This window comes from Pseudonocardia oceanicola (assembly GCF_047200735.1).
Lineage (GTDB): Bacteria > Actinomycetota > Actinomycetes > Mycobacteriales > Pseudonocardiaceae > Pseudonocardia.
Window position 1 is genome coordinate 93,262 of sequence record NZ_JBJZON010000002.1, and the last position, 24,029, is coordinate 117,290.

Consider the following 24,029-nt stretch of genomic DNA (forward strand, 5'->3'; position numbering starts at 1 on the left):
TGTGCAGCAGGTCCGCACGAACGGCACTACTGCACCGCGAGTCGGGGGTTTCCTGCAGCGCGAGTCGGGAGTGCCGACTCGCGGGTCGGTCAGGCGGGTTCGAGGACCTCGAAGCCCGTGTAGGGGACGAGGGCGGGCGGGATGCGAACGCTGCCGTCGGGCTGCTGCCCCTGCTCGAGCACGGCGACGAGGGTGCGGCCGATCGGGAGGCCCGAGCCGTTGAGGGTGGCGGCGAACCCGCGGGTGCCGTCCTTGGCCTTGGTCCGGATGGCGGCGCGGCGGGCCTGGAAGGTGCCGAAGTCCGAGACCGAGCTGACCTCGCGGTAGCGGCCCTGGCTGGGCAGCCACACCTCGATGTCGTAGGTGTACTCGGCGGAGAAGCCGATGTCGCCGGCCGCGAGCCGGACGACCCGGTAGGCCAGCCCCAGCGCCTGGACGACGGCCTCGGCGTGACCGAGCAGGACCTCGAGCTCCTCGCGCGAGCGCGCCGGGTCGACGATCCGGACCAGCTCGACCTTCGAGAACTCGTGCAGCCGGATCAGCCCGCGGGTGTCCTTGCCGTAGGACCCGGCCTCCGAGCGGAAGCACGGCGTCTGCGCGGTGTAGGCCAGCGGGAGCCCCTCGGCGGCGAGGGTCTCGCGGGCGTGCAGGTTGGTCAGCGGCACCTCGGCCGTGGGGATGAGGAACAGCTCCCGGTCGGCGACCTCGGTGCGGAACAGATCCTGCTCGAACTTGGGCAGCTGGCCCGTGCCCGTCATGGTCGGCCGCGTGACGAGCACCGGCACCGACCACTCGGTGTACCCGTGGCGCTCGGTGTGCAGATCCAGGAAGAAGCGGGCGAGCGCGCGCTCGAGCGCGGCGCCGCGGCCCTTGAGCACCGCGAACCGCGGACCCGACAGCTTGGTCGCGCGCGCCAGGTCCAGGATCCCGAGCTTCTCGCCGAGGTCGACGTGGTCGAGCGGGTTCTCGACGACCGGGATCTCGCCCCAGGTCCGGACCTCCTCGGCGTCCTCGTCGCTGGCGCCGTCGGGCAGCTCGTCCGCCGGGAGGTTCGGGATCTCGAGGAGGTACTCGGTGAGCTGGGCCTCGAGCTCGCGGTGCTCCTCCTCGGCGAGCGTGATCGCGGCCTTCGTCTCCCGGGCCTGCCGGACGAGGCCGGGCCGTTCCTCCGGGGACGCCCCCTTGACCGCCTTCTGCAGCCGGTTCGCCTCGGCCCGGGACTCGTCGCCCTTCTGGATGGCCGCGTTGCGGCCGCCCAGCAGCTTCTCGAGGCGCTCCAGGTCGAGCGAGTAGCCGCGGCGCGCGAGCTTGCGCACCGCGTCGGTGGCGGGATCGAGCAGGACGCGGGGGTCGTGCATCGCCCGAGCGTATCGCCCGACGGCACGGCGTTCTCCCGCTCCTCCCCGACAGGAGGTGGCGTCGGGGGTGGGTCGTCGGCAGGATGGGCCGTGGATCACGTGACCGGGCGCACCGCTGCGCCGCTCGCACCTCACAAGGAGGACGCAGGTGACCACCTCCACCCCCGCGCTGCCGTCGTACGCCTCCGGAATCGCGGACGTCCCGTTGTGGGGGGACACGATCGGGGACAACCTCGACCGCACCGTCGCGGCCGACCCGGGGCGGGAGGCCCTGGTGGAGGTCGCGACGGGGCGTCGCTGGACCTACGCCGAGCTGCGCGCGGACGTCGACGCCCTCGCCCTGGGCCTGTTGGCCGACGGTGTCGCCAAGGGTGACCGGGTCGGGATCTGGGCGCCGAACATGGCGGAGTGGACGTTGTTGCAGTACGCGACGGCGAAGATCGGCGCGATCCTGGTCAACATCAACCCGTCGTACCGGACCCACGAGTTGGAGTACGTGCTCAAGCAGGCCGGGATCTCGCTGCTGGTCGCGGCGCGGGAGTTCAAGACCTCCGACTACGCGGCGATGATCGAGGACGTGCGCGGGAACTGTCCGGACCTGCACGCGGTGGTGCTGATCGGGTCGGGCGAGTGGGACGGGCTGCTGGAAGCCGGTCGCGGCGCCGACGCGGACCGGTTGGCGCAGGCGCAGGCGGGGTTGTCCCCGGACGACCCGATCAACATCCAGTACACGTCCGGGACGACGGGCTTCCCCAAGGGCGCCACCCTGAGCCACCACAACATCCTGAACAACGGCTACTTCGTGGGGCGGCTCTGCGGCTACACCCCGGCGGACCGGGTGTGCATCCCGGTGCCGTTCTACCACTGCTTCGGGATGGTGATGGGCAACCTGGCCTGCACCTCCCACGGGGCGACGATGGTGATCCCGGCGCAGGGGTTCGACCCGAAGGCGACCCTGGACGCGGTCGCGGCCGAGCGGTGCACGTCCTTGTACGGGGTGCCCACGATGTTCATCGCCGAGCTCAACCACCCCGACTTCGAGTCCTACGAGCTGTCGAGCCTGCGGACGGGGATCATGGCCGGGTCGCCGTGTCCGGTGGAGGTGATGAAGCAGGTCGTCTCCCGGATGGGCATGGAGGAGGTCACGATCTGCTACGGGATGACCGAGACGTCCCCGGTGTCGATGCAGACCCGCGCGGACGACTCGCTCGAGCTTCGCGTGTCGACCGTCGGCCGCGTGCACCCGCACCTGGAGATCAAGATCGTGGATCCGGACACCGGGCTGACGGTCCCGCGCGGGGAGCCCGGGGAGCTGTGTACGCGCGGGTACTCGGTGATGCTGGGCTACTGGGACGAGCCGGCCAAGACCGCCGAGGCGATCGACGCGGCGCGCTGGATGCACACCGGGGACCTCGGGGTGATGGACGCCGACGGGTACGTCAACATCACCGGGCGGATCAAGGACATGGTCATCCGGGGCGGGGAGAACATCTACCCCCGCGAGATCGAGGAGTTCCTCTACACCCACCCCGACATCCTGGACGCCCAGGTCGTCGGGGTCCCGGACGTCAGGTACGGCGAGGAGCTCTGCGCCTGGGTCCAGGTGCGCGAGGGCGCCCAGGTCACCGCCGAGTCGCTGCGCGAGTTCGCCAGCGGCAAGCTGGCGCACTACAAGATCCCCCGCTACGTGCTGGTCGTCGACGAGTTCCCCATGACCGTGACCGGCAAGGTCCGCAAGGTCGAGATGCGCGAGAAGTCCGTGGACATCCTCGACCTCCGGGACGCGGCGTCCGTGCGCAACGCCTGACGTCGTCGTGAGTGGCGACGGCTGCCATGGCGCCATCGCCAGTCACAGGGTGGGGCGGCGAAGGACGGTGCGCCGCACGGTTTGCGCGACTAGGCTGTGACGTAGCGCGTCCCGGTGTCGCTCGGCGAGCCCACCATCCGTGTGCGGCGGACCAGGGAACCCGGGGCGCGTTCGTCGTGCGCGGCGCGTACGGCGGGATGTGCGGTACCGAACGAGGAACGGGTGAGCAGGGTGCCGACCGGCAGGGTCAAGTGGTACGACGCCGAGAAGGGGTTCGGGTTCCTCTCCCAGGACGGGGGCGAGGACGTCTACGTCCGCAAGGCCTCGTTGCCTCCGGGCGTCGACGCGCTCAAGGCCGGGCAGCGGGTCGAGTTCGGCATGGCCGAGGGCCGGCGCGGGCCGCAGGCGCTGTCCGTGCGCCTGGTCGAGACGCAGCACTCCGTCGTCGAGGCCAAGCGCCGCCCGGCCGAGGAGCTGCACGGCCTCATCGAGGACATGATCAAGCTGCTGGACGCGCGCGTGCAACCGGACCTGCGCCGCGGCCGCTACCCCGACCGCAAGACGTGCAAGCTCGCGGCCGAGGTGGTTCGGGCGGTGGCCAGGGACCTGGACGGCTGACCGCCGTGCGCGGGAAGCGGTGCTCGGAGCACCACTTCCCGTGCCCGGGCGGGGAGCGCTCAGGGGCAGGGCTCGCGGGGGGCCGTGAGGTCGCGGGGCTTGCGGATCGACTCGAACCCCATGGCCGTGGTCTCCGCGCAGAAGGCCGAGGTCTCGAGGTCGTACTCCACGTGCAGGACCGGCTTGCCGGCCCGGACGAACGGCTCGAGCCGGGCGCACTCGTCGTACTCGGCGCACTGCTCGTTCACGGCGAAGTCGAAGTCCGGCTCCAGCTCCGCCACCTGGTCGAGGTCGTTCTTCAACCCGATGCTCAGCGAGCGCTCGTGGGCCAGCCGGGCGACGAGCCGGTTGTAGGTCAGCTGGTCCTGCGCGGTCAGGTCGAAGCCGGAGTCGTTGGTCCAGCCGTCGACGTTGTCGGCCTCGACGCCGTCGAACCCCTTGTCGCGACAGAGGTCGAAGCGGCTCGCGAGGAAGGGCCCGAGCAGGTCCGTGCGGCGGACGTCGTACCAGAACTCGCCGGGCCAGTCCTCGAGCTCGTTGCCGCGGACCTCGGCCGGCAGCGCGGCGGAGTCGGGACGCCAGTCCTCCGAGGCGCCGACGTTGACGTAGCAGATCACCGTCCGCCCGCTCGCCCTCAGTTCCTCGACGACGGGCTCCGGGGTGTCGAAGAGGTCGACGACGAAGGTGCCGGCCGGCACGGAGGTGTCGACCGGTCCCTGCAGCTGGTACTGCCAGCGGGTGTCCGCACCGTCGGCGGACTCGTGGGTCGCCGCCGGCCCGGAGCCGAGCGAGCAGGCCGCGGACACGGCAACGGTGGCCGCGATGCCCGCGAGCCTGCGCACACCCCGCACCGGTTGCGCCCCTCCTCCGTCGGGCCCCGGCGCGGTCACGCGCGGACCGTCGATCCGGCGGCCCGGGGCAACCCGTCCCACGGGTTCGGGAGCCTACGGTCGGTGACGTAGCCGTGGTCGGCCCCGGCCGCACGTACCCACTCCCGGGTGTCCTCGATCATCCCCTCGGGCGTCCCGTGCACCAGGTGCCACGTGCGGGCCCGGCCGGTACCGGTCTCGACCGGCCGCTGCGCGCGGTAGGCCTCCCAGGTCCCCTCGAAGGTGACGACCACGTCGGCGATCTCCAGGTACCTCTCGTCCGGGCGGACCCCGGGGTTGATCAGCAGCGGCCCGCAGCCCGCCGCACGCAGGCGGGCGGCGAGCGCGGCGTAGGCCGGCAGGTGGTCGTGGCCGGAGGGGACCTGGTCGGCGAAGACCCCCCGCACGCCGTACCGCTGCGTGTAGGCGCGCGCCTCGGCGACGATCTCGCCGGCGGACCGGGTGCCGTACGCCGTGTCGACGTACCCGGCCACCACCACCCCGGTCCCGGCCAAACCGGCGCAGGCGCGCCGGTACGCCGGGTCCGCGCCGGAGCCGGCACCGGAGGCCGGATTGATCACGACGATGTCGACCGTGCCGGCCCGGGCCCCGGCCGTGAGGACGGCCCAGTCGGCGGCCTCCCGGTCGGGGTGGAAGTAGGCGGGCACCCCGTCGCTGCCGTTCACCGGTGGTGGACCGGCGTGCCGGCGTGCCGGCGGACCAGGAACGCGTGCAGCACCAGCAGGACCGTCGAGACGGCGCCCTGCCAGAGGATCGCGGTGAGGTCGTCGACGCGGTGGTCGGCCACGACCTGGAAGACGAGCAGGGCGGCGACCGCCCCGCCCGCGGTCTTCAGCACCGTCTCGAGGCGGCCGAGCAGGTTGAGGACCATCCCGGAGAATACCGCCGTGCCGAGGATCAGGTAGTCCACGCCGAGGACCACGTAGCGGATGTCCTCGAGGTCGAACAGGGCCGCGCCGAGCCCGCCCAGCGCCACCGTGATCAGGGCGAGCGCCGCGGTGAACTGCAGGTGGGCGCGCAGCATGGCCCGGCGCATGCGGCCGGCGAACTCGGCGGTCGTGCGGGACCCGGCGAGCAGCCGGGCGGCGGCCGCCCGGTGGTCGCGCAGCAGGGTCTCCGCCACGCCCATCCCGAGCACCAGCGGCAGCGCGGCGAGCGTGACCGAGAGCGGCAGCGAGTCGTAGTTGCGGACGGTGAGCTCGAACAGCGCCGGGTACAGCACCAGCACCGCCACCATCAGCCCGTACGCCACCTGCAGGACCGCGTCGAGGTAGGTCGTGCGGGGCAGCGGCTGACGCGGTGGCGCCGCCCGGCGGGTGGCCTGCACGGCGAACACCAGCGCCAGCAGCACGGTCGCGGCCAGCCAGCCCAGCTCCCAGCCGCGCCCGGGCTCGCTCGGGCCGGCGAGGGGGGCCGCGATCTCGCCGTCGACGGCGTTGATCAGCGCACCGATCCCCGCGGGCGTGAGGGCGACCAGCAGCCGCGCCTCGCTGCCGGTCATCAGGAGCGTGGCTGCGGAGAGCAGGTAGACCGTCTGCCCGACCAGCAGGGCCACCGTCCCGAGGGTGACCTGCATGGTCATCGTCCAGACCAGCGACCCGAACACGGCGACGACGGCGACCACCGTGGCCGCCGCGGTGCCGGCGGCGATGGCGCGGCGGAGGGAGCGGTGGGCGGCGGGCACGTCGAGCGCACCCAGGTAGGACCAGGCGACGTAGGTGACGCCGTAACCGAGCGCCCAGCTCAGGGCGAGGCCGCCGATCAGCAGGCCGGACTCGACGTGGTCCCCCGCCGGGAGCAGGGACAGCGCGACGAGCGCCGGGACGGCGTACAGCAGCCCGCGGACGTGGAACCAGCGGCTCGCACCCGGGCCGTGCGCCACCCCTGCGGCGGGTGGCGGGTCCGCCTCCGGCTCGGTGCGCGGCCGGCCCGCGGCGGCGACGCCGGCGTACCCGGCGAGGGCGAACACGTCCCGGGCGGCGAACCGCTCCCGGGCGACCCGGTCGTTGATCCCGACGCTCTCCAGGGTCACGGCGACCTCGGCGGGGTGCGTCGAGGTGGTCGCGGCGTCCGCGAGCTCGGGCGAGAGCGCGGGCCGGCGCGGGCCGGGCACGAAGGGGGTGCGACTCATCCGGCCTCACCCACCCGCACCCGCTCCTCCGAGGGCCGGGGCGCCGACGGCCGCACCGGCCCGCGCGGCCTGCCCGCCGGGCGCGGTGCCTGGCCCGGGATCCGGTTCCGTGGCGCGACCGGGGTGAGCCGCGACGTCGGCGGGTCAAGCTGTTGCGGGACCCGCGCGAGCCGGGTGGTCGGCGGGTCGAGGGACTCCGGCACGACGGCCGCGATCCGGCTGGTGGGGACCTCCGCGGGCTCGCGCGCCGGGACGGTGCCGGTCCGCGCGGCCGGGATCTCGACCGGGTCGGGCGCGGGGACCGCCTCGATCCGCGAGGTCGGGACCTCGACCGGCTCCGGCGCCGAGGCCGCGTCGATCCGCCCGGCCGAGGCCTCGACCGGCCGCACGAGCGTCGCCGCCGAGAGCCGCACGGCGGGCCGCACCGACACCGCGGGCCCGACGGGCAGCTCCTCGCCCGCCCCGACGCGGACCGGCAGCGGGCGGCGCCGGGCGAGCGAGACGTAGACGGACCGGAAGTTCTCGGCGAACCGCTCCAGCGTGAACAGCTCGAGTGCGCGCTCACGGCCGCGCGCGGCGAGCTCGTGGCGGAGCTCGTGGTCGCGCAGCAGCCGGATGCACGCGGCGGCGAAGGCCGGGGCGTCGCCGGCCGGCACCACCAGGCCGCCGTCGCCGACCGCCTCGGCCATGCCGCCGACGTCGGTGGCCACGGTGGCGCGTCCGGACATCGCCGCCTCGATGATCGTGAGCGGCAGCCCCTCCGACCTGCTGGACAGCACGACGAGGTGGCCGCGCCGGAACGCCTCCGTCACCGGGGAGACCGGTCCCTCGAAGGTCACGGCGTCGGTGAGACCGAGCTCGGCCACCCGGGCCTCGCAGCGCCGGGCGTAGTCCTCGTTGCCGGCCGGGACGCCGCCGAACAGTCGCAGGCGCGCCGCCGGCATGGCCCGCCGCACCTGCGCGAACGCCGTGACCAGCAGCTCGATGTCCTTCAGCGGGTCGATCCGGCCCACGAACGCGAGCGTCGGCTCGGCCGGCTCCTCGGTCAGCAGCGGCAGTGCCGCGGGGTCCACGCCGTTGTGCATCGTGCGGACCCGCCCGGGTGCCGCGCCGCCCCGCCGCGCCCACCGGCCGTTGAACCCGCTGACGGGCGCGACGAGGTCGGTGTGCCGGTAGCAGAGCTCGGTGAGCCGCAGGAAGAACCGGACCTGCGCCGCCCGCGCCGCCCGGGAGTCGCCGCTGCGCCGGATCGCGAGCATGCGTTCCCGCAGGTAGACGCCGTGCTCGGAGAGCAACACGGGGGTGCCGTGGGTCCATTTCGCGAGCAGCCCCATCAGCGCGCCCGGGCCGTTGGCCGTGGCGTGGACGAGGTCGGTCTCGAGCACCGGCAGGGCCAGCGGGCGCAGGAAGTGCTCCATCAGCTCGGTGACGGCGAGGGCGTCGCCGACCGAGAGCGTCCCGGTGTCGGCCTCGGCCCGGTGCCGGTCCCAGGCGTCGACGAACAGGTCGACGGCCCGCTGCCCGCGCAGCAGGGGGACCAGCGGAGTCTCCGCGGCGAGGGCGTGCAGGGCCCGCACCGCGGATTCGAAAGCGAGCGCGGAGTGCGGCCCGTCCTCGCCCAGCATCGCCTCGAGCAGCTCCTCGTAGGCGATCGCGAAGCGCGACGCGAGCGCCCGCGGCACCCGGCGGGCGCGCGGCGGCGGTGCCCACAGGCCGATGCGGCGCACCGCCCGCACGTTCTCCGGCACCGTGAACACGGCCGGCTCGCGCCCGGAGCCGGACAGCGCCACGACCTCGAACGAGACCTCGGGCAGGCCGCGGATCAGCTGCTCGCACCAGCCGCTCACGCCGCCGGACTGGATCGGGTAGGTGCCTTCGGTGACGAGGGAGACCCTCATCGCTGCTCCTCGCTCGCGGTGGGAAGGGTGAGGGTGCGCGGGCCGTCCGCCGGGAACCAGCCGGAGCGGACGGTGCCGTACGCGTCCCCGAAGTCGCCGGCGACGCCCTCGAGGCGGGTGCCGGGCGGGGCGGTCAGCGGCACGTCGACGTGACCGTCGCTCGACACGGTGACCACGCCGTCGACCACGTAGGCGTCGACGCGGCCCTCGTCCACCGCGCGGGCGAAGGCCGCCCGGCCGTTGAGCACGTCCCGGGTGGCGGTCATCGTCGGCACCAGCAGCGGCCGCTCCTCGGTGAACAGCGAACGGTAGGTGCCCAGGACGCGCTCGAGGATCGGGTAGAGCGTGCGGTCCTCGGTGAGCTGCGGTTGGTGGACGTAGTGCGGGCGCGGGTCGTTGGCCATGACGTGCCGCAGCGCGAGATCGGCCTCGGCCGGCACGACGACGTCCCGGAAGCCGCTCACGGGGTCGGCCGGCGGGATGCAGCTGCCGTCGGCCTCGCAGGTCCCGTCGCCGCCGTCGGCCAGCGAGGTGGAGATGAAGTTGTACTGGTCGACGGTCTCGGCCTCGGTCGCGGTGTTGAAGTCGAGGTTGATCGGGTGCCGCGGCACGGAGTTCGCGCCCCCGACCATCCGCTGCTCGGCCTCGGAGGAGGCGTCGGAGGCCAGGGTGAGAATGCCGGTCCGGTCGAGTGCGTCCGCCAGGTTCGGGTTGTCCTCCGGCATCCGCGGCGGCTTCGCGAGCCCGCCGTGCTCGCCGGTGACCAGCTCGGCCTCGTCGATCGGCAGGCCGTGCCGGCGGGCGAAGTCGATGTTCAGCCGGATCTCCTCGGCGATCGTGTTCTCGCCGACGAACCGGGTCCAGCCGAACAGCGGCACCTCGTCGCACTGCCACGGGGTGACGGAGAAGTCCCGGATGCAGCCGAGGTAGAGGTGCGACCAGGTGTGGTTGATCCAGCCGAACTCTCCCTTGGCGGCGACCAGGGCCTCGGTCAGCGGGTCGACGGCGCCGGGCGCGGCGGCGACGCTGCCGGCGCCGTTGTAGACCATGTCCATCCGGAAGTCGTTGCGGCGCTGCCAGTCCACGGCGTGGGCGACGTCCTCGGCGGTCATCCGGATGAGCGGCCGCGGGCCGACCTCCGGCGGGCAGTCCGAGCCGGCCGTGCAGTTCGCCTCGGGCACCCACCGGGCGTTGGGCAGCAGGACGTCGTCGATGTGCACGGCGAACCACGCACGCTCGAGGCCCAGGTGGACCCCGCGCGTCAGCCACCGGATCATGCCCGGCGCCAGCACCTGGAACTGCGATGCGCCCGTCCGGTAGCCGACCGTCAGCACGAGCTCCTCGCGGCCGCCGTCGGAGCGGATGCCGGCGACGGTGAGCCCGCGCGGCGCTCCGGGCGCGTTCACCGTGACCAGGGGCCGGACGCCCGGCAACGCCCGGCCGGCCTCGGCCCAGCTGTCCGGGTGCGGACCGGGGTCCTCGAACGGGACCGGGCCGCGGGCGTAGCCGAACTCGGCGCCGAGCGCGTCGGTGGTCAGCCGGCCGGACAGGCCGTCGAGCGCGCCGCTGAACCCGGGCTCGCCGGTCCCGGCGGCGGGACCGCCCGTCGCGAGCGCGGAGATCTGCCGGACGTCGAAGCGACGCTCGTAGGCGTGCAGGGCCGTGAGTTCCGCCGGGGCCAGCTGCTGCGGCGCCGGGCCGGGGAGCACGACGCCCTGGAACTTCGCCCGCGGCCGGCCGTCGACCCGGTCGGCCAGGAAGGCCGCGTCGATCCGGGGCCGGGCGGGGTCGGCCAGGTCGAGGACCTCCACCGGCACCCCGGTCGTGTCGAGCGCGTCGTGGAACGCCTCGACCTCCCGGGACCCGTCGGTCACGACGAGGACCTGCAGGTCGACCCGGGCGCCCGCCGGCGCCACGGGCCGGGCCGCGGCCGGGGCGGCGCCGGCCAGCAGCAGGACGGTCACGAGCAGCAGGACGGAGGCGGCGGGCCCGAGCGGTCGCCGCGGTACTGCGAGGGACACCGGACTACAGGCTCCGCATCCAGTCGAGGGTGTGGCGCAACCCCTCCTCGAGGGGGGTCGGCTCCGGCAGGCCGAGGTCCTGTCGGGCCCGGCGGACGTCGAGGCAGCTGCGCGGCACCTCGCCGGCCCGCGCGGGGGCGAGGATCGGCTCCGCGAGCGCGGGGTCCGCGCCGGCTGCCCGGGCGACGGCGGCGATCAGCTCGCGGATGCTCACCTCGCGCCCCGTGCCGACGTTGTAGACGGGCCGGAGCGGGCCCTCGGCCTCGGCGGCGGCGAGGTTCGCCCGGGCCACGTCGCCGACGTGGACGAAGTCGCGGGTCTGGGAGCCGTCGCCGAACACGGTCGGGCGCCGGCCGGCGAGCACGGCGTCGCAGAAGATCGCGATCACGCCGGCGTCGCCCTTCGGGTCCTGGCGCTCGCCGTAGACGTTGCCGTACCGCAGGGTGACGACGTCGAGGCCCTTCGCCCGGCGGAACCAGTCGGCGTAGGTCTCGACGGTGCGCTTGCTGAGGCCGTAGGCCGACAGCGGCTCGGTCGGGGCCGTCTCGGGTGTCGGCACCGGGGCGTCGGGGCCGTAGATCGCGCCGCCGGTCGAGGTGTTGACCACCCGCCGGGCGCCGGCTGCCCGGGCGGCGGAGAAGACGTTGACCGAGCCGACGACGTTGCGCCAGGCGTCCTCGGCCGGGTCGGCCATGGAGGCCCGCACGTCGATCTGGGCGGCGAGGTGGAACACGACCTCGGGCCGGAAGGCGGCGAGTGCGCGGTGCAGCGTGTCGGCGTCCCGGATGTCGATCTCGGCCAGCTCGGCGCCGGCCCCCGGGCCCTTCAGGTTCTCCGGGCGTCCCCGGCTCAGGTCGTCGACCACGAGGACCTCGGCGCCCCCCGACGCCAGGCGTTCCACGACCGACGAGCCGATGAAGCCGGCTCCACCCACCACCACTGCACGCGCTGACGCGGCCACGAATCCCCCCCGGGTCGCTCGGCTCAGCTGTCCGGTATGCGCGATTTCACCGGTTCAGCCCTCTGAATCCGTATCGAGCGATCAGTGCGGTCCGTTACGAACCCGGGAGGAGTGCGGCCGACCGGCCGTACATTCGTCGTGCGTTCGGCTCAGCACGTCACAGGGGGCGGTCGCCAGGAGGGCCGAACGGGTGTACCGAGCGGTGCGATCGGTGCACCTGCCTGCGAACGCCTTCCGAAACCCGCTCCGCGCTGCGGGATCGGTGCCGGTACGGGAATGTCCGGGTATGACCTCCCGGACCAGGCCGGCCAGACCCCACCACGACCGCGCGACCGGCCGCGCCTTCCTGTACCGGGCGGTCCGTCGCCCGCACCTGTTCGGCTCGCCGGCGCCGTCCGGCCGCCCGCTCGGCGCGCAGGTCGCGAGCCTGCTGCCCGACTCCGGCAGCCCGACGGTCGTCGAACTCGGTGCGGGCACCGGGGCGCTGACCACGTGGATCCACAAGCGCCTGCCGGCGGGGTCGCGGTTGCTGGCGATCGAGCTGGACGAGGTGCTGGCCGCGCACCTGGCCGCCCGGCTGCCCGCCGTCGACGTCCGGCAGGGCGACGCCGAGCGGCTCCCGGCGCTGCTCGCCGAGGCCGGTCTGACCCGGGCCGACGCCGTCGTCACGTCGTTGCCGTGGACGTTGCTGCCCCAGCGCCGGCGGGACGCGCTCCTGGACGCCGTGGCGGCCTCCCTCGCCCCCGAGGGCCTCGCGACGGCGGTCGTGACCCGCACCGCCCTGCCCGGCCGGGTCCGGGACCTGCGCCGCGCCTTCGAGGCCCGCTTCGGGGAGGTGACGGTCCTGCCGACCGTGTGGCGGAACCTGCCGCCGGCGGCGGTGCTGGTCGCGCGCCGGCCCCGGCGTGCGGCCGCCGAGGACGCCTGATCCGCGCTCCGCGCCGTCGGGCTCGGCGGGGAGCCCGGCTCACTGGTGGGCGACGAGCACCCAGGTCGCGCGCGCCGGGAACGCGATCTCGCCGGTGCCGGGGTCGGCGACGGGCGCGGCACCGAGCAGCTGGACCTGGGCCGTGCCCAGCACGTCGCCCGGCTCCGGCAGGGTGAGCGTGTAGCTCGTCCGCGCGTCCGGGGCGAACACGGGGCTCCGCCCGTCCGTACGCTGCCCGTCCGGCCCGGTGTAGGAGAAGACGACCGACCAGGGGGCCCCGGAGACCTCGTCGGGCACGGTCACCTCGACGGGGGTGCCGGCCGGGACGGGGAGCAGGGCCCGCGCGGCCTCGTCGTTGGTGCAGTCCTTCATCGTGAGGTCGCAGAACTGGGCGGGGCCCACCGTCGCGCTGGCCTCGCCCGCGGACCACGTGACCTGCGGCTCGGAGTCGCTCCCGCACCCGGCCAGCACGAGGCAGGCGGCGAGGGGGAGGGCGGCGAGCAGGCTCCGGCGGGTCCGGGACACGCCGTCCAGCCTACGGAGCCGCCCGCCCGGCGCCCGGGCCGGCCTCGGACGCGGCGGCGTCGACGGGCCGGCCGGACGGCCCGCCGGTGGCGCCGTGGTCCCGGCCGGTGGGACGGCCCGCGCCGGTCCGGCGCTCGGGCAGCGGCTCGCGCAGGCCGAGGCCCGGCACCAGCGTGCGACCGCGCCACACGAGCGCCGCCTGGACCCCCACGACGGCCACCACCGCGGCCAGGACGGCGAACCCGAGGCGGAACCCGCTGTGCGGCAGCAGTACGCCGAGTGCGCCGCCGGACACCCAGGCCAGCTGCAGCACGGTCTCGGAGCGCCCGAAGGCCGACGCCCGCGACTCCTCGGGCAGGTCGCGCTGGATCACCGCGTCGAGGCAGACCTTGGCCAGCGCGCTGCCGGTGGCCCCGACCAGGCCGACGACCGCGGCCGTGAGGATGCCCGGGAGCACCGCGGCCACCGCGGCCGCGGCACAGGCCGCCGTCACGCAGCCGATCACCATCGCCTCCGCGCGCCCGAAGTGGATGCGCGAGCCCACGCCGTTGCCCAGGAAGGAGCCGGCCCCGGCCGCCGCGCCGACGACGCCGATCAGGAACAGCTGTTGGGCCGCGTCGCCCTGCGACTGCTCCTTGACGACGAAGGCCACGAACAGGGTGAGGAACCCGGTCACCACCCGGGCCGCCCCGTTGGCCCACAGTGCGACCACCACCGAGCGGCCGACGGGTCGCCGCCGCGGGCGGCGGGTGCTGCGCAGCCGCGCCGGCACCTCCCCGGCCGTGACCTCCACCCAGCGCGGGATGCGGCTGCACAGCAGCGCACCGACCACGCCGAGCGCGGCGGTGTAGTAGAGCGCGCCGGGCGAGCCGAACAGGTACGCGACCCCACTGGCCACCCCGCCGAACACCGCCCCGGCGATCAGGCCGAACGTGGTCAGCCGGGAGTTGGTGGTGGCCAGCGTGATGCCCTCGGGCAGCACCCGCGGGGTCACCGCGGCCTTGAGCACGGTGAACGACTTGCTGAGCACCATCGCGCCGAGCGCGGCGGGATAGAGGATCCAGTTGTCGTAGTTCAGCGCCATGACGACGGCGAGCACCGCCCGGCCGAGCATGGCCGTGGCCAGCGCCGCGCGCCGGCCCCGCTGGAGCCGGTCCAGCAGCGGTCCGATCACCGGGGCGACCACGGCGAACGGCGCCACGGTGATCAGCAGGTACAGCGCGACGTTGGTCTTGCTCTCCGCGGTGGCCGCGGCGAAGAAGAGGGTGTTGGCCAGCGCGACGGCCACGGCGGCGTCGACCGCGTAGTCCATCATCGAGGCGTAGGTCAGGGAGGTCAGGCCGGAGCGGTCGGCGCCGTCCGCCGTGGCCGCGCGCCGGAACGTGTCGACCGCCGCCCCGGTGAGCTGGCGGCTGCGCAGCGCGGCGACCCGGGTCACGGTGAGTTTCTTCGGCAGCCGCGGCGGGGGAGGCGCCTGCTCGCCCGGCTCGCCCGGCTCGCCCGACCGAGGGCCCCGGCCGGACGCCTGGTCGGGGCCGGACGCCTGAGCGGTGTCGGACGTCTGGTCGGGGCCGAGCGGACCCCGGGCGGACTCCGGGCCCTGGCCGGACGCCGTCCACGGTCCCTCCGAGGGCCCGGGGCCGGCCGGGCGAGCCTGTTCGATCCACTCGGCGAACCGCGTCGCCCCCGGACCGGGCTCGCGGTGGTACTCGGCCGGGTCGTAGTCCGGGTCGTCGTGCCACGGGTAGCGGCGCCGGACGGTCGGGACGTACGGGGGCGGTTCCGGCCGGTCCCCGTCGGGTCGGGACGTCTCGGGTCGGGCCCCCTCCGGTCGCGCCGCCTCCGGCTCCGGTGCGGGCCGGCGGTGGGGCGCGCCGTCGGCCGTGGCCCAGCGGCGCGCGCGCCGGCCGAACCGCGGGGTCCGATGATCGCGCGCCATGCCCTCATTCTGCCCGGGGAACCGCGGGTCCGCGGCCTCTCCGGGATGGCGGGCGCGTCACGTCACCCGGGTACCCGGACGTGGAAGGCGGCGGGCCAGAGCTTGCCCGTGAGGAGGTACTCGTCCCCGCCGAGGTGCGCGATGCCGTTGAGCACGTCCGTGTCGGCCCGGCGGGCCGGGTCCAGCAACCCGGACGCGTCGACGACCGCGGTCACCACACCCGTCGCGGGGTCGATCCGGACGATCCGGTCGGTGCGCCACACGTTCGCCCACACCGCGCCGTCGACGCACTCCAACTCGTTGAGCTCGGGCACGGGCGCGCCGTCGAGCGTCACCACGACCGAGCCCGTCTCGGCGAAGGTGACGGGGTCGTGGAAGCGCAGTCGCTCCGTCCCGTCCGAGCGGACGAGCCGGCCGGGTCGGGCACACAGCCCCCAGCCCTCCCCGTCGACGGGCACCGTGCGGCGGAGGGTGAAGGTGGCCCGGTCCCACTCCAGCGCCACACCGTCCTGCCAGGTCAGCTGCCAGATCGACGGGCCGACGACGGTGATCCCCTCGCCGAACCGGTTCCCCGGCAGCGGGACCGCGCGGCGGACGGCGCCCGTGGCGGCGTCGAGCTCGCGGAGCTCGGAGCGGCCCGCCAGCCCGGTGCCCTCGTAGAGCGTGCCGGGGTCGTCGGGGGACAGCTCCAGGCCCTGGGTGAAGGCGGTCGGGTCGTGCGGCAGCTCGGCCAGCACCACGGGACGGACGGCGGGGGCGGACCCCAGCGCGGCGGCAGGGGGCGCCGCACAGGCCGCGGCCCCCGTCGCCACGACGGTCACCGCCGCGACCAGTCCCAGCAGCACCCGGCTCATCGCCCGCGATCCTGCCGCACGGCCCCGAGCATCGGTGTGGACGGTGCTCCGACGCGCCGGGCGCGGGTGGCACAATCGTCCGGATGAGCGCGATCACCGGCATCGACCCCGAGACCAGTCCGGCGGACGCCCCCGCCGTGCCCGGCCGGCCGGCCGGGGCGGTCGAGCAGGCCCGCACCGCCGCCGTCGAGGAGGCGTCGGCGGACATCGGCCTGCGTGCGGGCGCCGCCGCCGTCGGCGAGCACCTCGGGTTCGTGGTCGAGGACGAGGTCTCGGTGAGCCACCACTTCGCCGCGCACCTCGCCGGGTACCACGGCTGGTGGTGGTCGGTCACGCTCGCCGCCGTCGACGACGGGCCGGTGACCGTCAGCGAGGTCGTGCTGCTCCCGGGCGCGGAGGCGCTGGTCGCGCCGGCCTGGGTGCCGTGGCAGGAGCGGATCCGCCCCGGCGACCTCGGCCCCGGCGACCTGCTGCCCACCGAGCCGGACGACTCCCGGTTGGTGCCCGCCTACGTGCAGTCGGACGACCCGGCCGTCGAGGAGGTCGCCGTCGAGGTCGGGCTCGGCCGCACCCGGGTGCTCAGCCGGGAGGGCCGCCTCCAGGCCGCCGAGCGCTGGCGGGACGCCCGCGGCCCGGGATCCGACCTCGCCCGCGCCGTCACCGAGGTCTGCGGGACCTGCGGGTTCTTCACCCCGCTCGCCGGGTCGCTGCGCGCCGGGTTCGGCGTGTGCGCCAACGAGTACGCGCCGGCCGACGGTTCGGCCGTCTCGGTGGAGTTCGGGTGCGGGGCGCACTCGGAGCTGAAGGTCGAGCAGGGCTCGCCGGTGCACGTCGCCGCGCTGGTCTACGACGACGGGACGGACCTCGAGCGGGTGCCCACCGCCACGGCCCCGGTGGCGGACGTGGAGCCTGCCGGCGAGGAGCCCGAGCCCGTCTCGCCCGTCGCCGAGGACGCGCCCGCCGCGGTCGCCGACGCGGCCGAGGCACCGGCCGCCCCCGCCGCCGTGACCGACTCGGACGAGGCGGTGGAGGAGGTCGCGGCGCCGGACGAGCCGGTCGCCGCGGCGGGCACCGAGGGCGTGACCTCCTGACCGACGCCGTGCCGGACCTCGGGGCTCCGGACAGGATCGGCCCGGACAGGATCGGCCCGGACAGGATCGGCCCGGACACCGGCGGCGGCGATCTCGCCGGCGAGGAGCTCGCGGACGGGGACCCGTTCGGCACGGCGGCGCTGCGCACCGCACTGCTCGCGACGTGGTCGGACTCGCCCACCCGGTTCCGCGAGGACGCCAACGCGGAGGAGGACCTCGTCCTCGGCGGCTACGCCGAGACCTGGTTCGTCGAGCTCGCCCAGAACGCCGCCGACGCCGCGCGCGCCGCCGGTGTCCCCGGCCGCATGCGCCTCGGCGTGCACGACGGGGAGCTGCGCGTCGCCAACACCGGCGCCCCGCTCGACGCCGCCGGCGTCACCGCCCTGGCCTCGCTGCGCGCGTCGGCCAAGCGCGACGACCCCGGTGCCGCCGGGCGCTTCGGCGTCGGCTTCGCCGCGGTGCTCCCGATCTCCGACGCGCCGCGCCTGGTCACCGGGCCCGGGACCGGCGTGCGGTTCTCCGCGGCCGCCACCGCGGCGGCCGTGTGCGCGCTGCCCGGCCCCGCCGCCGAGCTGACCCGACGCGGCGGCCACGTGCCCGTGCTGCGCCTGGTCTGGCCCTGCGAGCCCGACGAGTCCGGCCCGCCGCCCGGCCACGCGACCGAGGTCCGGCTCCCGGTGCGCCCGGGCCTGGACCCCGCCGAGCTGCTGGAACGGGCCCGCGCCGCGGCCCCCGACCTGCTGCTCGCCCTGCCGGACCTCGCGGAGGTGGTCGTCGCTGCGCCGGACGGGGAACCCACCGTGGTGCGCCGCACCGAGGTCGACGGGATCACCACCGTCGGCGAGCGGCACTACCGCGTGATCCGGGCCGCCGTCGCGACCGACCCGGGCGCCGCGGTCGAGGAGCGGCACCGTCGCGAGCGCGGCGTCTGCTGGGCCCTGCCCGTCGACGTCCGGGGTGATCCGGCTCCCTTGGGCCCCGACTCCGGCGAGGTCCTGCACGCGCCGACGGCCGCCGTGGAGCGGCTCGGGCTGCCCGCCCGGCTGATCGCCGACCTGCCGCTGGACCCGGACCGCCGCCGGGTCCGGACGGGCCCGGTCGCCGACGCGGTGCTCGCCGCGGCCGCCGCGGCCTTCCTCGACCTGGTCCGGGCCGTCGCGCCCGAGCGCAGGCTCGACCTCGTGCCCGCGCCGGGGTTCCCGCTCTCGGAGCTCGACGGCCGGCTGCGCGCCGCCGTCGTCGCCGCCCTGGCCGAGGGTGCGTGGCTGCCCGGCGCGGCCCGGGAGGCGGAGGACCTCGTCCCGCGGCGTGCCGAGTGGCTCGACGTGCCCGGCGCCCCGGACCTGCCCGCGCTGCTCGCGGCCGCCGATCCCGCCTTCGCCCGGCTCGCCGCCGTCGAGCCCCGGCACGCGGCGGCGCTCGGCGAGCTCGGCGTGCGCCGGATCGGGGCGGCCGGGCTGGTGGAGCGCCTGCACGGCGTGGACCGCGATCCGGGCTGGTGGCGCTCGCTGTACGCGGCACTGGAGCCCGCCGTCGAGACGGTTCCCGGGCTGACCGAGGAGCTCCGGGCCCTGCCCGTTCCGCTGCTCGACGGCCGCCTGGTCGCCGGACCGCCCGGCGTCCTGCTCCCGGGCACCGGCTCGGACACCGTTCCCGACACCGGCACCCGGGCCGTCGCGGAGCTGGCCCTGCCCGGCCTGCACGTCGCCGATCCCGGGGCGGTCCACCCGCTGCTCGAGCGGCTCGGGGCCACCGCCACCGACCCGGCCGCGCTGCTCGACGACCCCGCGCTGCGCGAGGCGGTCGAGCGCTCCCTCGACGACGCCGAGGCCGGGCTGGACACCGCGCCCCTCGCCGAGGCCGTCCTGGGCCTGCTCGCCGTGACGGCCGCTCCCGGGTTCGGGGCTCTCGCCCTGCCGGACGCCGACGGCCGGCCCTCGCGTGCCGACGAGCTGATGCTGCCCGACGCCGCGGTCCGGAAGCTGTTCGACCCGGAGGCGCCGGTCGGCGTCATCGACCCCACGTGGACGGCGCGGATCCCGCGGGAGGCGCTGGTCGCGGCCGGGGTGCTCGACGGGTTCGCCGTCGTCGTCGACGAGGATCCGGCCGGCCCGGACCACGACCTGCACGACGAGGACCTGTGGTGGGACGAGGGAGCCGGGCCCACCCGGCTCGCCGGGGTGCGGGATCTCGACCTGGTCGCGGACGACGCCTGGTCCGCCGCCCTCGCCCTGCTCGCCGCCCGGCCGGAGACCCGGGCCGCCGTGCTCGAGCCCGGCGGCTACACCGGCTGGTGGCTCGCCCGCCACGCCCTGCTCGGCGGGTACGAGCCCGGGCACTGGCGCCTGCCCGACGCCGAGCGGCTCGCCGGCCTCTACGACCCGGTCCCGGTGGGGCTCGACGAGCGGCTGCTCGCCGCGATCGGTGTCCGCGCCGAGCTGGCCGTCGGCTCCACCGAGGAGGCCGCGGACCTGCTCGAGCGGCTCGCCGACCCCGCCCGCACCGTCGACGCGGCCCTCGCCGCCGACGCCCACGCCGTGCTGGCCGCGGCGGTCGCCGAGGGCGTCGTCGAGGTCGACGACCTCGACCTGCCGGACCGGGTCCGCTCGCTCGCGGGCACGGTCGTGAGCGTCGACGACGCGGTCGTGCTCGACGCCCCGTGGACGGCGGCGGTGCTGCCGGCCCGGGACGTGGTCGTCGGCGGGGAGCCGCACGCGCTGGCCGACATCCTGGACCTGCCGCTCGCCTCGGACGTGGTCGCGGCCGAGGTCGTCGGCACCGGCCGGCCGGTGCGCTGGTCGGCCCTGCCCGAGGTGGTGGTGGCCTGTCGCACAGCGGGCCTGCCGGTCCCCGCCGGTGAGCTGTGGGTGCACGAGGCCCTGGAGGTCGACCTGACCCGGCCCGAGGCGGGCAGGCGCAGCGTCCCGACCTGGGTCGACACCGCCGGGCGGGTGCACGCCGCGGATCCCGCGCGGGCCCTGCTGGCGCTGTCCCGACGCACCGGCGACGACGGTGACCACCCCGGCCTCGTGCTAGGAAGAAGCATGTGAGAAACCGAGCCGACACGGACACGCCCCCGCCGGTCCGTGGCCGCGTCGCCATCCTCTCGGTCCACACCTCCCCGCTGGAGCAGCCCGGCACGGGCGACGCCGGCGGGATGAACGTCTACATCTCCGAGACCGCCACCCGCATGGCACGCCGCGGCATCCCCGTCGAGATCTTCACCCGGGCCACCTCGTCGGAGCAGCCGCCGGTCGCCGAGCTGGCGCCGGGGGTGCTCGTCCGGCACGTCGCCGCGGGCCCGTTCGAGGGGCTCGGCAAGCACGACCTCCCCGGTCAGCTGTGTGCCTTCACCGCCGGCGTGCTGCGGACCGAGGCGCGCCACGAGCCCGGCTGGTACGGCGTCATCCACTCCCACTACTGGCTCTCCGGCCAGGTCGGCTGGCTCGCCCGGGACCGCTGGGGCGTGCCCCTGGTGCACTCCGCCCACACCCTCGCCCGGGTCAAGAACGCTGCGCTGGCCGAGGGCGACCAGCCCGAGCCGATGGTCCGGGTGATCGGCGAGGACCAGGTGGCGGCGGAGGCGGACCGGCTCGTCGCGAACACCGACATCGAGGTCCGCCAGCTCGTCGAGCTGTGCGAGGCCGACCCGCTGCGCACGGTCGCCATCCCGCCGGGCGTCGACCTCGACCGCTTCCGCCCGGCATCGCGCCGCGCGGCCCGGGCGGCGCTCGGGCTGCCGCACGACGCCGTCGTGCTGGGGTTCGTCGGACGGATCCAGCCGCTGAAGGCGCCGGACGTGCTGCTGCGCGCCACCGCCGAGATGCTCCGCCGCGATCCCGGCCTGCGTGCGCGGCTGGTCGTGCTGGTCACCGGCGGGCCCTCCGGCAGCGGGCTGGCCGAGCCGACCTCGCTGCAGGAGCTGGCGGCGCACCTGGGGATCGCGGACGTCGTGCGGTTCCTGCCGCCGCAGGGCGGTCCGGCGCTGGCGCGGGTCTACCGGGCCGCCGACGTCATCGCCGTGCCGAGCCACAACGAGTCGTTCGGGTTGGTGGCGCTGGAGGCGCAGGCCTGCGGGACCCCGGTCGTCGCGGCCGACGTCGGGGGCCTGCCCGTGGCCGTCGCGGACGGGCGGTCGGGGCTGCTGGTCCCGGGGCACGGGGCGGGGCAGTGGGCCTCCGCCCTGGCCGCCGTCGCCCTCGACCCGGGGCGACGCGAACGGCTCGCCCACGCCGCCGTGACGCACGCCCGCGAGTTCTCCTGGGACCGCACCACCGACGCCCTGCTGGCCACCTACGCCGACGCCACCCGGGAGTTCCGGGCCCGGCTGCGGGACAGGATGGTCGCGGGCATCATCGAGGCGTGATGCAGGAGAAGATCGACACCGGCGGGACGCTCGACGCGGAGCACATCGACGCGGCGGTCGGGAAGGCCCTCGGCGAGCTGGAGGTCGGGTACCAGCGGCGCGGGGCGGGGCAGTACCTCGTCACGCTGGAGGGCACGAACCGGCTCAACACGCCGACCTGGCTCGTCGTGCGCGAGCGGACCGTGTTCGTGCAGGCCTTCGTCTGTCGTCAGCCGGACGAGAACCACGAGGGCGTCTACCGCCACATGCTGGCGCGCAACGCCCGCCTCTACGGCGTGCACTACGCGCTCGACCGGGTCGGCGACATCCACCTCGTCGGCCGGATCCCCTTCGTCGCCGTGAGCGCCGACGAGCTCGACCGGGTCCTCGGCCAGGTCCTCGAGGCCGCCGACGGCGACTTCAACACGTTCCTCGAACTGGGCTTCGCGACCTCGATCCGCCGCGAGTACGCCTGGCGCACGGAGCGGGGGGAGTCGCTGGCCAACCTCAAGGCCTTCGAGCACCTCGTCGAGTAGGGCCGCGCCGCAGCCGCTCGCACGAGCCGAGCCGAGGACGTCAACGCCCCGGTCGCGGATCTGGAGGGGCGGGTCGTGGCCCAGCGGGCGAGCGTGGCGCGGGTCCGCGGACGCCGGCGGGCCGGTGTGAGAGGGGGCGCCGTCCGGCCGCCCCACGCCCGGTGCGGGCTACCCTCGGGCGAACGCCGACGGTCGATCCTCAGGAGGTCGCGATGGCCGCGCGCCCCCTGGTGCGCAAGGGTGCCGAGCCGCTGTGGGCACAGCTGCTGGCGGACCTGCGCGCGCGGCTCGAGGCCCACGAGTTCGACCGCTCGTTCCCCGGCGAGCTCGCCCTGGTCGGCGAGTACGGGGTCAGCCGGCACACCGTGCGCGAGGCGTTGCGGCGGCTGCGGGAGGAGGGCGTCGTCGTCGCCGGGCGGGGCCGGGCGCCGCGGCTCGCCGCGCCGGTGGAGATCGAGCAGCAGCTCGGCTCGGTCTACAGCCTCTTCTCCGCCGTCGAGTCCACCGGCCGCGAGCAGCGCAGCGTCGTCCGGACGCTCGACGTCCGCGCCGACGGGGTCGTCGCGGCCCGGCTCGGGCTGGAGGAGTCGACGCCCCTGGTGCACCTCGAGCGGCTGCGGCTCGCCGAGGGCGAGCCGCTCGCCGTCGACCGGGTGTGGCTGCCGGAGCAGGTCGCGGCGCCGCTGCTCGAGGTCGACTTCACGCACACCGGCGTCTACCCCGAGCTCGAGCGGCTCTGCGGTCTGCGGGTCGCGGGCGGGCGCGAGAACATCCGCGCGGTCGTGCCGAGTGCGGGCGAGCGCCGCCTGCTGGGGATCGACGCGGGCGTCGCCGCGCTGGCGATCGAGCGCCTCGGCAGTGCGGGCGGGCGGCCCGTCGAGTGGCGGCACACGCTCGTCCGCGGCGACCGGTTCACGCTGACCGCCCAGTACAGCGCCCGGGACGGCTACCTCGTCGGGTCCTCGACGGGCTGATCCGGGCCGGCCCGGGGGCCGAGGTGGCCCGCTCGCCACCGTCAGCGGACGGAGACGCCGACCCCGCCGCGTGTCCCGGCGCCGTAGCGGGCGATCTCCGCCTCGAGGTCCAGCGGTGCCGTGCGCATCCCGGTGTCCGGCCCGAGCAGGTCCGCGGGGACGAGCCAGCTCACCTCGAACTCCAGCCCGTCCGGGTCCGCGGCGTACAGGGCCTTGGTGCTCCCGTGGTCCGAGGCACCGACGAGTGCGCCGCGCTCGCGCAGCACGCCGCGGATCCGGTCGAGCTCGGCGAGCGTGTCGACCTCCCAGGCCAGGTGGTAGAGGCCGACGCTGCCGCGCCCGGCCGTCGTGTCCCCGGCCGCCTCGCCGATCGCGAACAGGCCGAGGTCGTGGTCGTTCGACGAGTCCTCGGCCTGCAGGAACGCCGCCCGGCCCGGTACCGACGAGACGACCCGGAACCCGAGGGCCTCGGTGTAGAAGGCGACGCTGCGGGCGACGTCGCGGACGTAGAGCACGGCGTGGTTCAGGCGCTGGACGGGCATGGGCCTGCCTTTCTGTGAACTTTCAACGACACCGTAGCCCCTGACAGATGAATGTTCAAGCGATCTGGCGTAGGCTGGTTCGCATGGACGAGACCCGCTGGCTCTCCGCCGCCGAGCTGCGGGCGTGGCTGGCGTTCACCGCGGCCACCACGCTGCTGGACGGCGCGCTCGACCGCCAGCTGCAGCGCGACTCGGGCATGCCGCACGCGTACTACCTCATCCTCGCCATGCTGTCCGACGCGCCGGAGCACACCCTGCGCATGAGCGAGCTGGCCGCCGCCACGCAGAGCAGCCAGAGCCGGCTCAGCCATGCGGTGACCCGGCTGGAACGCACGGGCTGGGTCTGCCGGCGCCCGTGCCCGGAAGACCGGCGCAGCACCTTCTGCACCCTCACCGAGGAGGGCTACGCGGCGCTGCGGGCCGCGGCCCCGGGACACGTCCGGACGGTGCGCGAGAACCTGTTCGACGCCCTGACCCCCGAGCAGGTCGGCCAGCTCGAGGGGATCTGTCGGGCCATGCTCGTCCGGCTCGGCCGTGATCCCGAGGCGGTCCCGATCCCGGGGGTGTGCCCGGAGCGACAGCGCTGACCTCCAGCGCCGACCCGCGCTCGT

The 24,029-nt window shown here is 75.6% G+C and carries 20 protein-coding genes; 9 read left to right on the forward strand and 11 right to left on the reverse strand.

Annotated features, from left to right (window positions below; translation table 11 throughout):
• Positions 1–89: 89 nt before the first annotated feature.
• Positions 90–1,358: a serine--tRNA ligase gene (gene serS / locus ACL02T_RS04635; protein WP_412829409.1), complete on the reverse strand. Its 1,269-nt coding sequence runs from the start codon at positions 1,356–1,358 to the stop codon at positions 90–92.
• Positions 1,359–1,506: 148 nt separating this feature from the next.
• Here serS and ACL02T_RS04640 point away from each other — a divergent pair, with 148 nt between their 5' ends.
• A complete protein-coding gene (locus ACL02T_RS04640) occupies positions 1,507–3,165 on the forward strand; it encodes an AMP-binding protein (RefSeq protein WP_412829410.1) in 1,659 nt (552 codons plus the stop codon).
• Positions 3,166–3,396: 231 nt separating this feature from the next.
• The gene (locus tag ACL02T_RS04645) at positions 3,397–3,783 is read left to right on the forward strand and encodes a cold-shock protein (RefSeq protein WP_412829748.1); all 387 of its coding nucleotides are present in this window, start codon (positions 3,397–3,399) and stop codon (positions 3,781–3,783) included.
• A gap of 59 nt (positions 3,784–3,842) precedes the next feature.
• Here ACL02T_RS04645 and ACL02T_RS04650 read toward each other — a convergent pair whose 3' ends face one another.
• From ACL02T_RS04650 to ACL02T_RS04675, 6 genes are read right to left on the reverse strand one after another with little or no spacing between them, the layout of a single operon-like run.
• Positions 3,843–4,673 carry an endo alpha-1,4 polygalactosaminidase gene (locus ACL02T_RS04650; RefSeq protein WP_412829411.1) on the reverse strand — a complete coding sequence of 277 codons (831 nt, stop codon included), beginning with the start codon at positions 4,671–4,673 and terminating at the stop codon, positions 3,843–3,845.
• Positions 4,670–5,338 (reverse strand): spherulation-specific family 4 protein, encoded by a 669-nt coding sequence (locus tag ACL02T_RS04655; RefSeq protein WP_412829412.1) that lies wholly within the window; start codon positions 5,336–5,338, stop codon positions 4,670–4,672. Before ACL02T_RS04655 ends, ACL02T_RS04650 begins: the two co-directional genes overlap by 4 nt.
• On the reverse strand, positions 5,335–6,804 hold the full coding sequence (locus ACL02T_RS04660) for a hypothetical protein (RefSeq protein WP_412829413.1): 1,470 nt from the start codon (positions 6,802–6,804) through the stop codon (positions 5,335–5,337). The genes ACL02T_RS04655 and ACL02T_RS04660 overlap by 4 nt, the downstream gene beginning before the upstream one ends.
• On the reverse strand, positions 6,801–8,702 hold the full coding sequence (gene pelF / locus ACL02T_RS04665) for a GT4 family glycosyltransferase PelF (protein ID WP_412829414.1): 1,902 nt from the start codon (positions 8,700–8,702) through the stop codon (positions 6,801–6,803). Before pelF ends, ACL02T_RS04660 begins: the two co-directional genes overlap by 4 nt.
• Positions 8,699–10,723: a hypothetical protein gene (locus ACL02T_RS04670; RefSeq protein ID WP_412829415.1), complete on the reverse strand. Its 2,025-nt coding sequence runs from the start codon at positions 10,721–10,723 to the stop codon at positions 8,699–8,701. Before ACL02T_RS04670 ends, pelF begins: the two co-directional genes overlap by 4 nt.
• 4 nt (positions 10,724–10,727) lie before the next feature.
• Positions 10,728–11,684, reverse strand: a complete 957-nt coding sequence (locus tag ACL02T_RS04675; protein ID WP_412829416.1) for an NAD-dependent epimerase/dehydratase family protein — start codon at positions 11,682–11,684, stop codon at positions 10,728–10,730.
• Positions 11,685–11,970: 286 nt separating this feature from the next.
• Between ACL02T_RS04675 and ACL02T_RS04680 the strand changes: the two genes are divergently transcribed.
• Complete coding sequence (locus ACL02T_RS04680; protein ID WP_412829417.1) at positions 11,971–12,612, forward strand: class I SAM-dependent methyltransferase; 642 nt, start codon at positions 11,971–11,973, stop codon at positions 12,610–12,612.
• A 39-nt stretch (positions 12,613–12,651) separates the two neighbouring features.
• Here the strand turns inward: ACL02T_RS04680 and ACL02T_RS04685 are convergent, their stop codons facing one another.
• From ACL02T_RS04685 to ACL02T_RS04695, 3 genes are all read right to left on the reverse strand, one after another.
• Positions 12,652–13,137: a DUF2771 family protein gene (locus tag ACL02T_RS04685; RefSeq protein WP_412829418.1), complete on the reverse strand. Its 486-nt coding sequence runs from the start codon at positions 13,135–13,137 to the stop codon at positions 12,652–12,654.
• Positions 13,138–13,147: 10 nt separating this feature from the next.
• Positions 13,148–15,076, reverse strand: a complete 1,929-nt coding sequence (locus ACL02T_RS04690; protein ID WP_412829419.1) for an MFS transporter — start codon at positions 15,074–15,076, stop codon at positions 13,148–13,150.
• A 62-nt stretch (positions 15,077–15,138) separates the two neighbouring features.
• The gene (locus tag ACL02T_RS04695) at positions 15,139–15,930 is read right to left on the reverse strand and encodes a glutaminyl-peptide cyclotransferase (RefSeq protein ID WP_412829420.1); all 792 of its coding nucleotides are present in this window, start codon (positions 15,928–15,930) and stop codon (positions 15,139–15,141) included.
• Positions 15,931–16,013: 83 nt separating this feature from the next.
• On the opposite strand from ACL02T_RS04695, the gene ACL02T_RS04700 reads away from it, so the two are divergent.
• The 5 genes from ACL02T_RS04700 to ACL02T_RS04720 all read left to right on the forward strand — a co-directional run bounded on the left by ACL02T_RS04700 (position 16,014) and on the right by ACL02T_RS04720 (position 22,876).
• Positions 16,014–17,021, forward strand: coding sequence for a DUF3027 domain-containing protein (locus tag ACL02T_RS04700; RefSeq protein WP_412829421.1), 1,008 nt, complete (start codon positions 16,014–16,016; stop codon positions 17,019–17,021).
• Positions 17,022–17,029: 8 nt separating this feature from the next.
• Positions 17,030–20,071 (forward strand): sacsin N-terminal ATP-binding-like domain-containing protein, encoded by a 3,042-nt coding sequence (locus tag ACL02T_RS04705; RefSeq protein WP_412829422.1) that lies wholly within the window; start codon positions 17,030–17,032, stop codon positions 20,069–20,071.
• Entirely contained in the window at positions 20,068–21,387 is a 1,320-nt protein-coding gene (mshA, locus tag ACL02T_RS04710) for a D-inositol-3-phosphate glycosyltransferase (RefSeq protein ID WP_412829423.1), read from the forward strand. The genes ACL02T_RS04705 and mshA overlap by 4 nt, the downstream gene beginning before the upstream one ends.
• Positions 21,387–21,902, forward strand: a complete 516-nt coding sequence (locus tag ACL02T_RS04715; protein WP_412829749.1) for a type III secretion system chaperone family protein — start codon at positions 21,387–21,389, stop codon at positions 21,900–21,902. Before mshA ends, ACL02T_RS04715 begins: the two co-directional genes overlap by 1 nt.
• Positions 21,903–22,114: 212 nt before the next feature.
• Positions 22,115–22,876, forward strand: coding sequence for a GntR family transcriptional regulator (locus ACL02T_RS04720; protein WP_412829424.1), 762 nt, complete (start codon positions 22,115–22,117; stop codon positions 22,874–22,876).
• 41 nt (positions 22,877–22,917) lie between these two features.
• Here the strand turns inward: ACL02T_RS04720 and ACL02T_RS04725 are convergent, their stop codons facing one another.
• Positions 22,918–23,418 carry a VOC family protein gene (locus tag ACL02T_RS04725; protein WP_412829425.1) on the reverse strand — a complete coding sequence of 167 codons (501 nt, stop codon included), beginning with the start codon at positions 23,416–23,418 and terminating at the stop codon, positions 22,918–22,920.
• 83 nt (positions 23,419–23,501) lie between these two features.
• On the opposite strand from ACL02T_RS04725, the gene ACL02T_RS04730 reads away from it, so the two are divergent.
• Complete coding sequence (locus ACL02T_RS04730) at positions 23,502–24,005, forward strand: MarR family winged helix-turn-helix transcriptional regulator (RefSeq protein ID WP_412829426.1); 504 nt, start codon at positions 23,502–23,504, stop codon at positions 24,003–24,005.
• The last annotated feature ends 24 nt before the right edge of the window (positions 24,006–24,029 follow it).

Bases quoted from the DNA above. Each gene is read 5' to 3' on its own strand.
- serS (WP_412829409.1), bottom strand. From the start codon at position 1,358: ATGCACGACCCCCGCGTCCTGCTCGATCCCGCCACCGACGCGGTGCGC.
- ACL02T_RS04660 (WP_412829413.1), bottom strand. From the start codon at position 6,804: ATGAGTCGCACCCCCTTCGTGCCCGGCCCGCGCCGGCCCGCGCTCTCG.
- pelF (WP_412829414.1), bottom strand. From the start codon at position 8,702: ATGAGGGTCTCCCTCGTCACCGAAGGCACCTACCCGATCCAGTCCGGC.
- ACL02T_RS04680 (WP_412829417.1), top strand. From the start codon at position 11,971: ATGACCTCCCGGACCAGGCCGGCCAGACCCCACCACGACCGCGCGACC.
- ACL02T_RS04690 (WP_412829419.1), bottom strand. From the start codon at position 15,076: ATGGCGCGCGATCATCGGACCCCGCGGTTCGGCCGGCGCGCGCGCCGC.
- ACL02T_RS04695 (WP_412829420.1), bottom strand. From the start codon at position 15,930: ATGAGCCGGGTGCTGCTGGGACTGGTCGCGGCGGTGACCGTCGTGGCG.
- ACL02T_RS04700 (WP_412829421.1), top strand. From the start codon at position 16,014: ATGAGCGCGATCACCGGCATCGACCCCGAGACCAGTCCGGCGGACGCC.
- ACL02T_RS04715 (WP_412829749.1), top strand. From the start codon at position 21,387: ATGCAGGAGAAGATCGACACCGGCGGGACGCTCGACGCGGAGCACATC.
- ACL02T_RS04720 (WP_412829424.1), top strand. From the start codon at position 22,115: ATGGCCGCGCGCCCCCTGGTGCGCAAGGGTGCCGAGCCGCTGTGGGCA.
- ACL02T_RS04725 (WP_412829425.1), bottom strand. From the start codon at position 23,418: ATGCCCGTCCAGCGCCTGAACCACGCCGTGCTCTACGTCCGCGACGTC.
- ACL02T_RS04730 (WP_412829426.1), top strand. From the start codon at position 23,502: ATGGACGAGACCCGCTGGCTCTCCGCCGCCGAGCTGCGGGCGTGGCTG.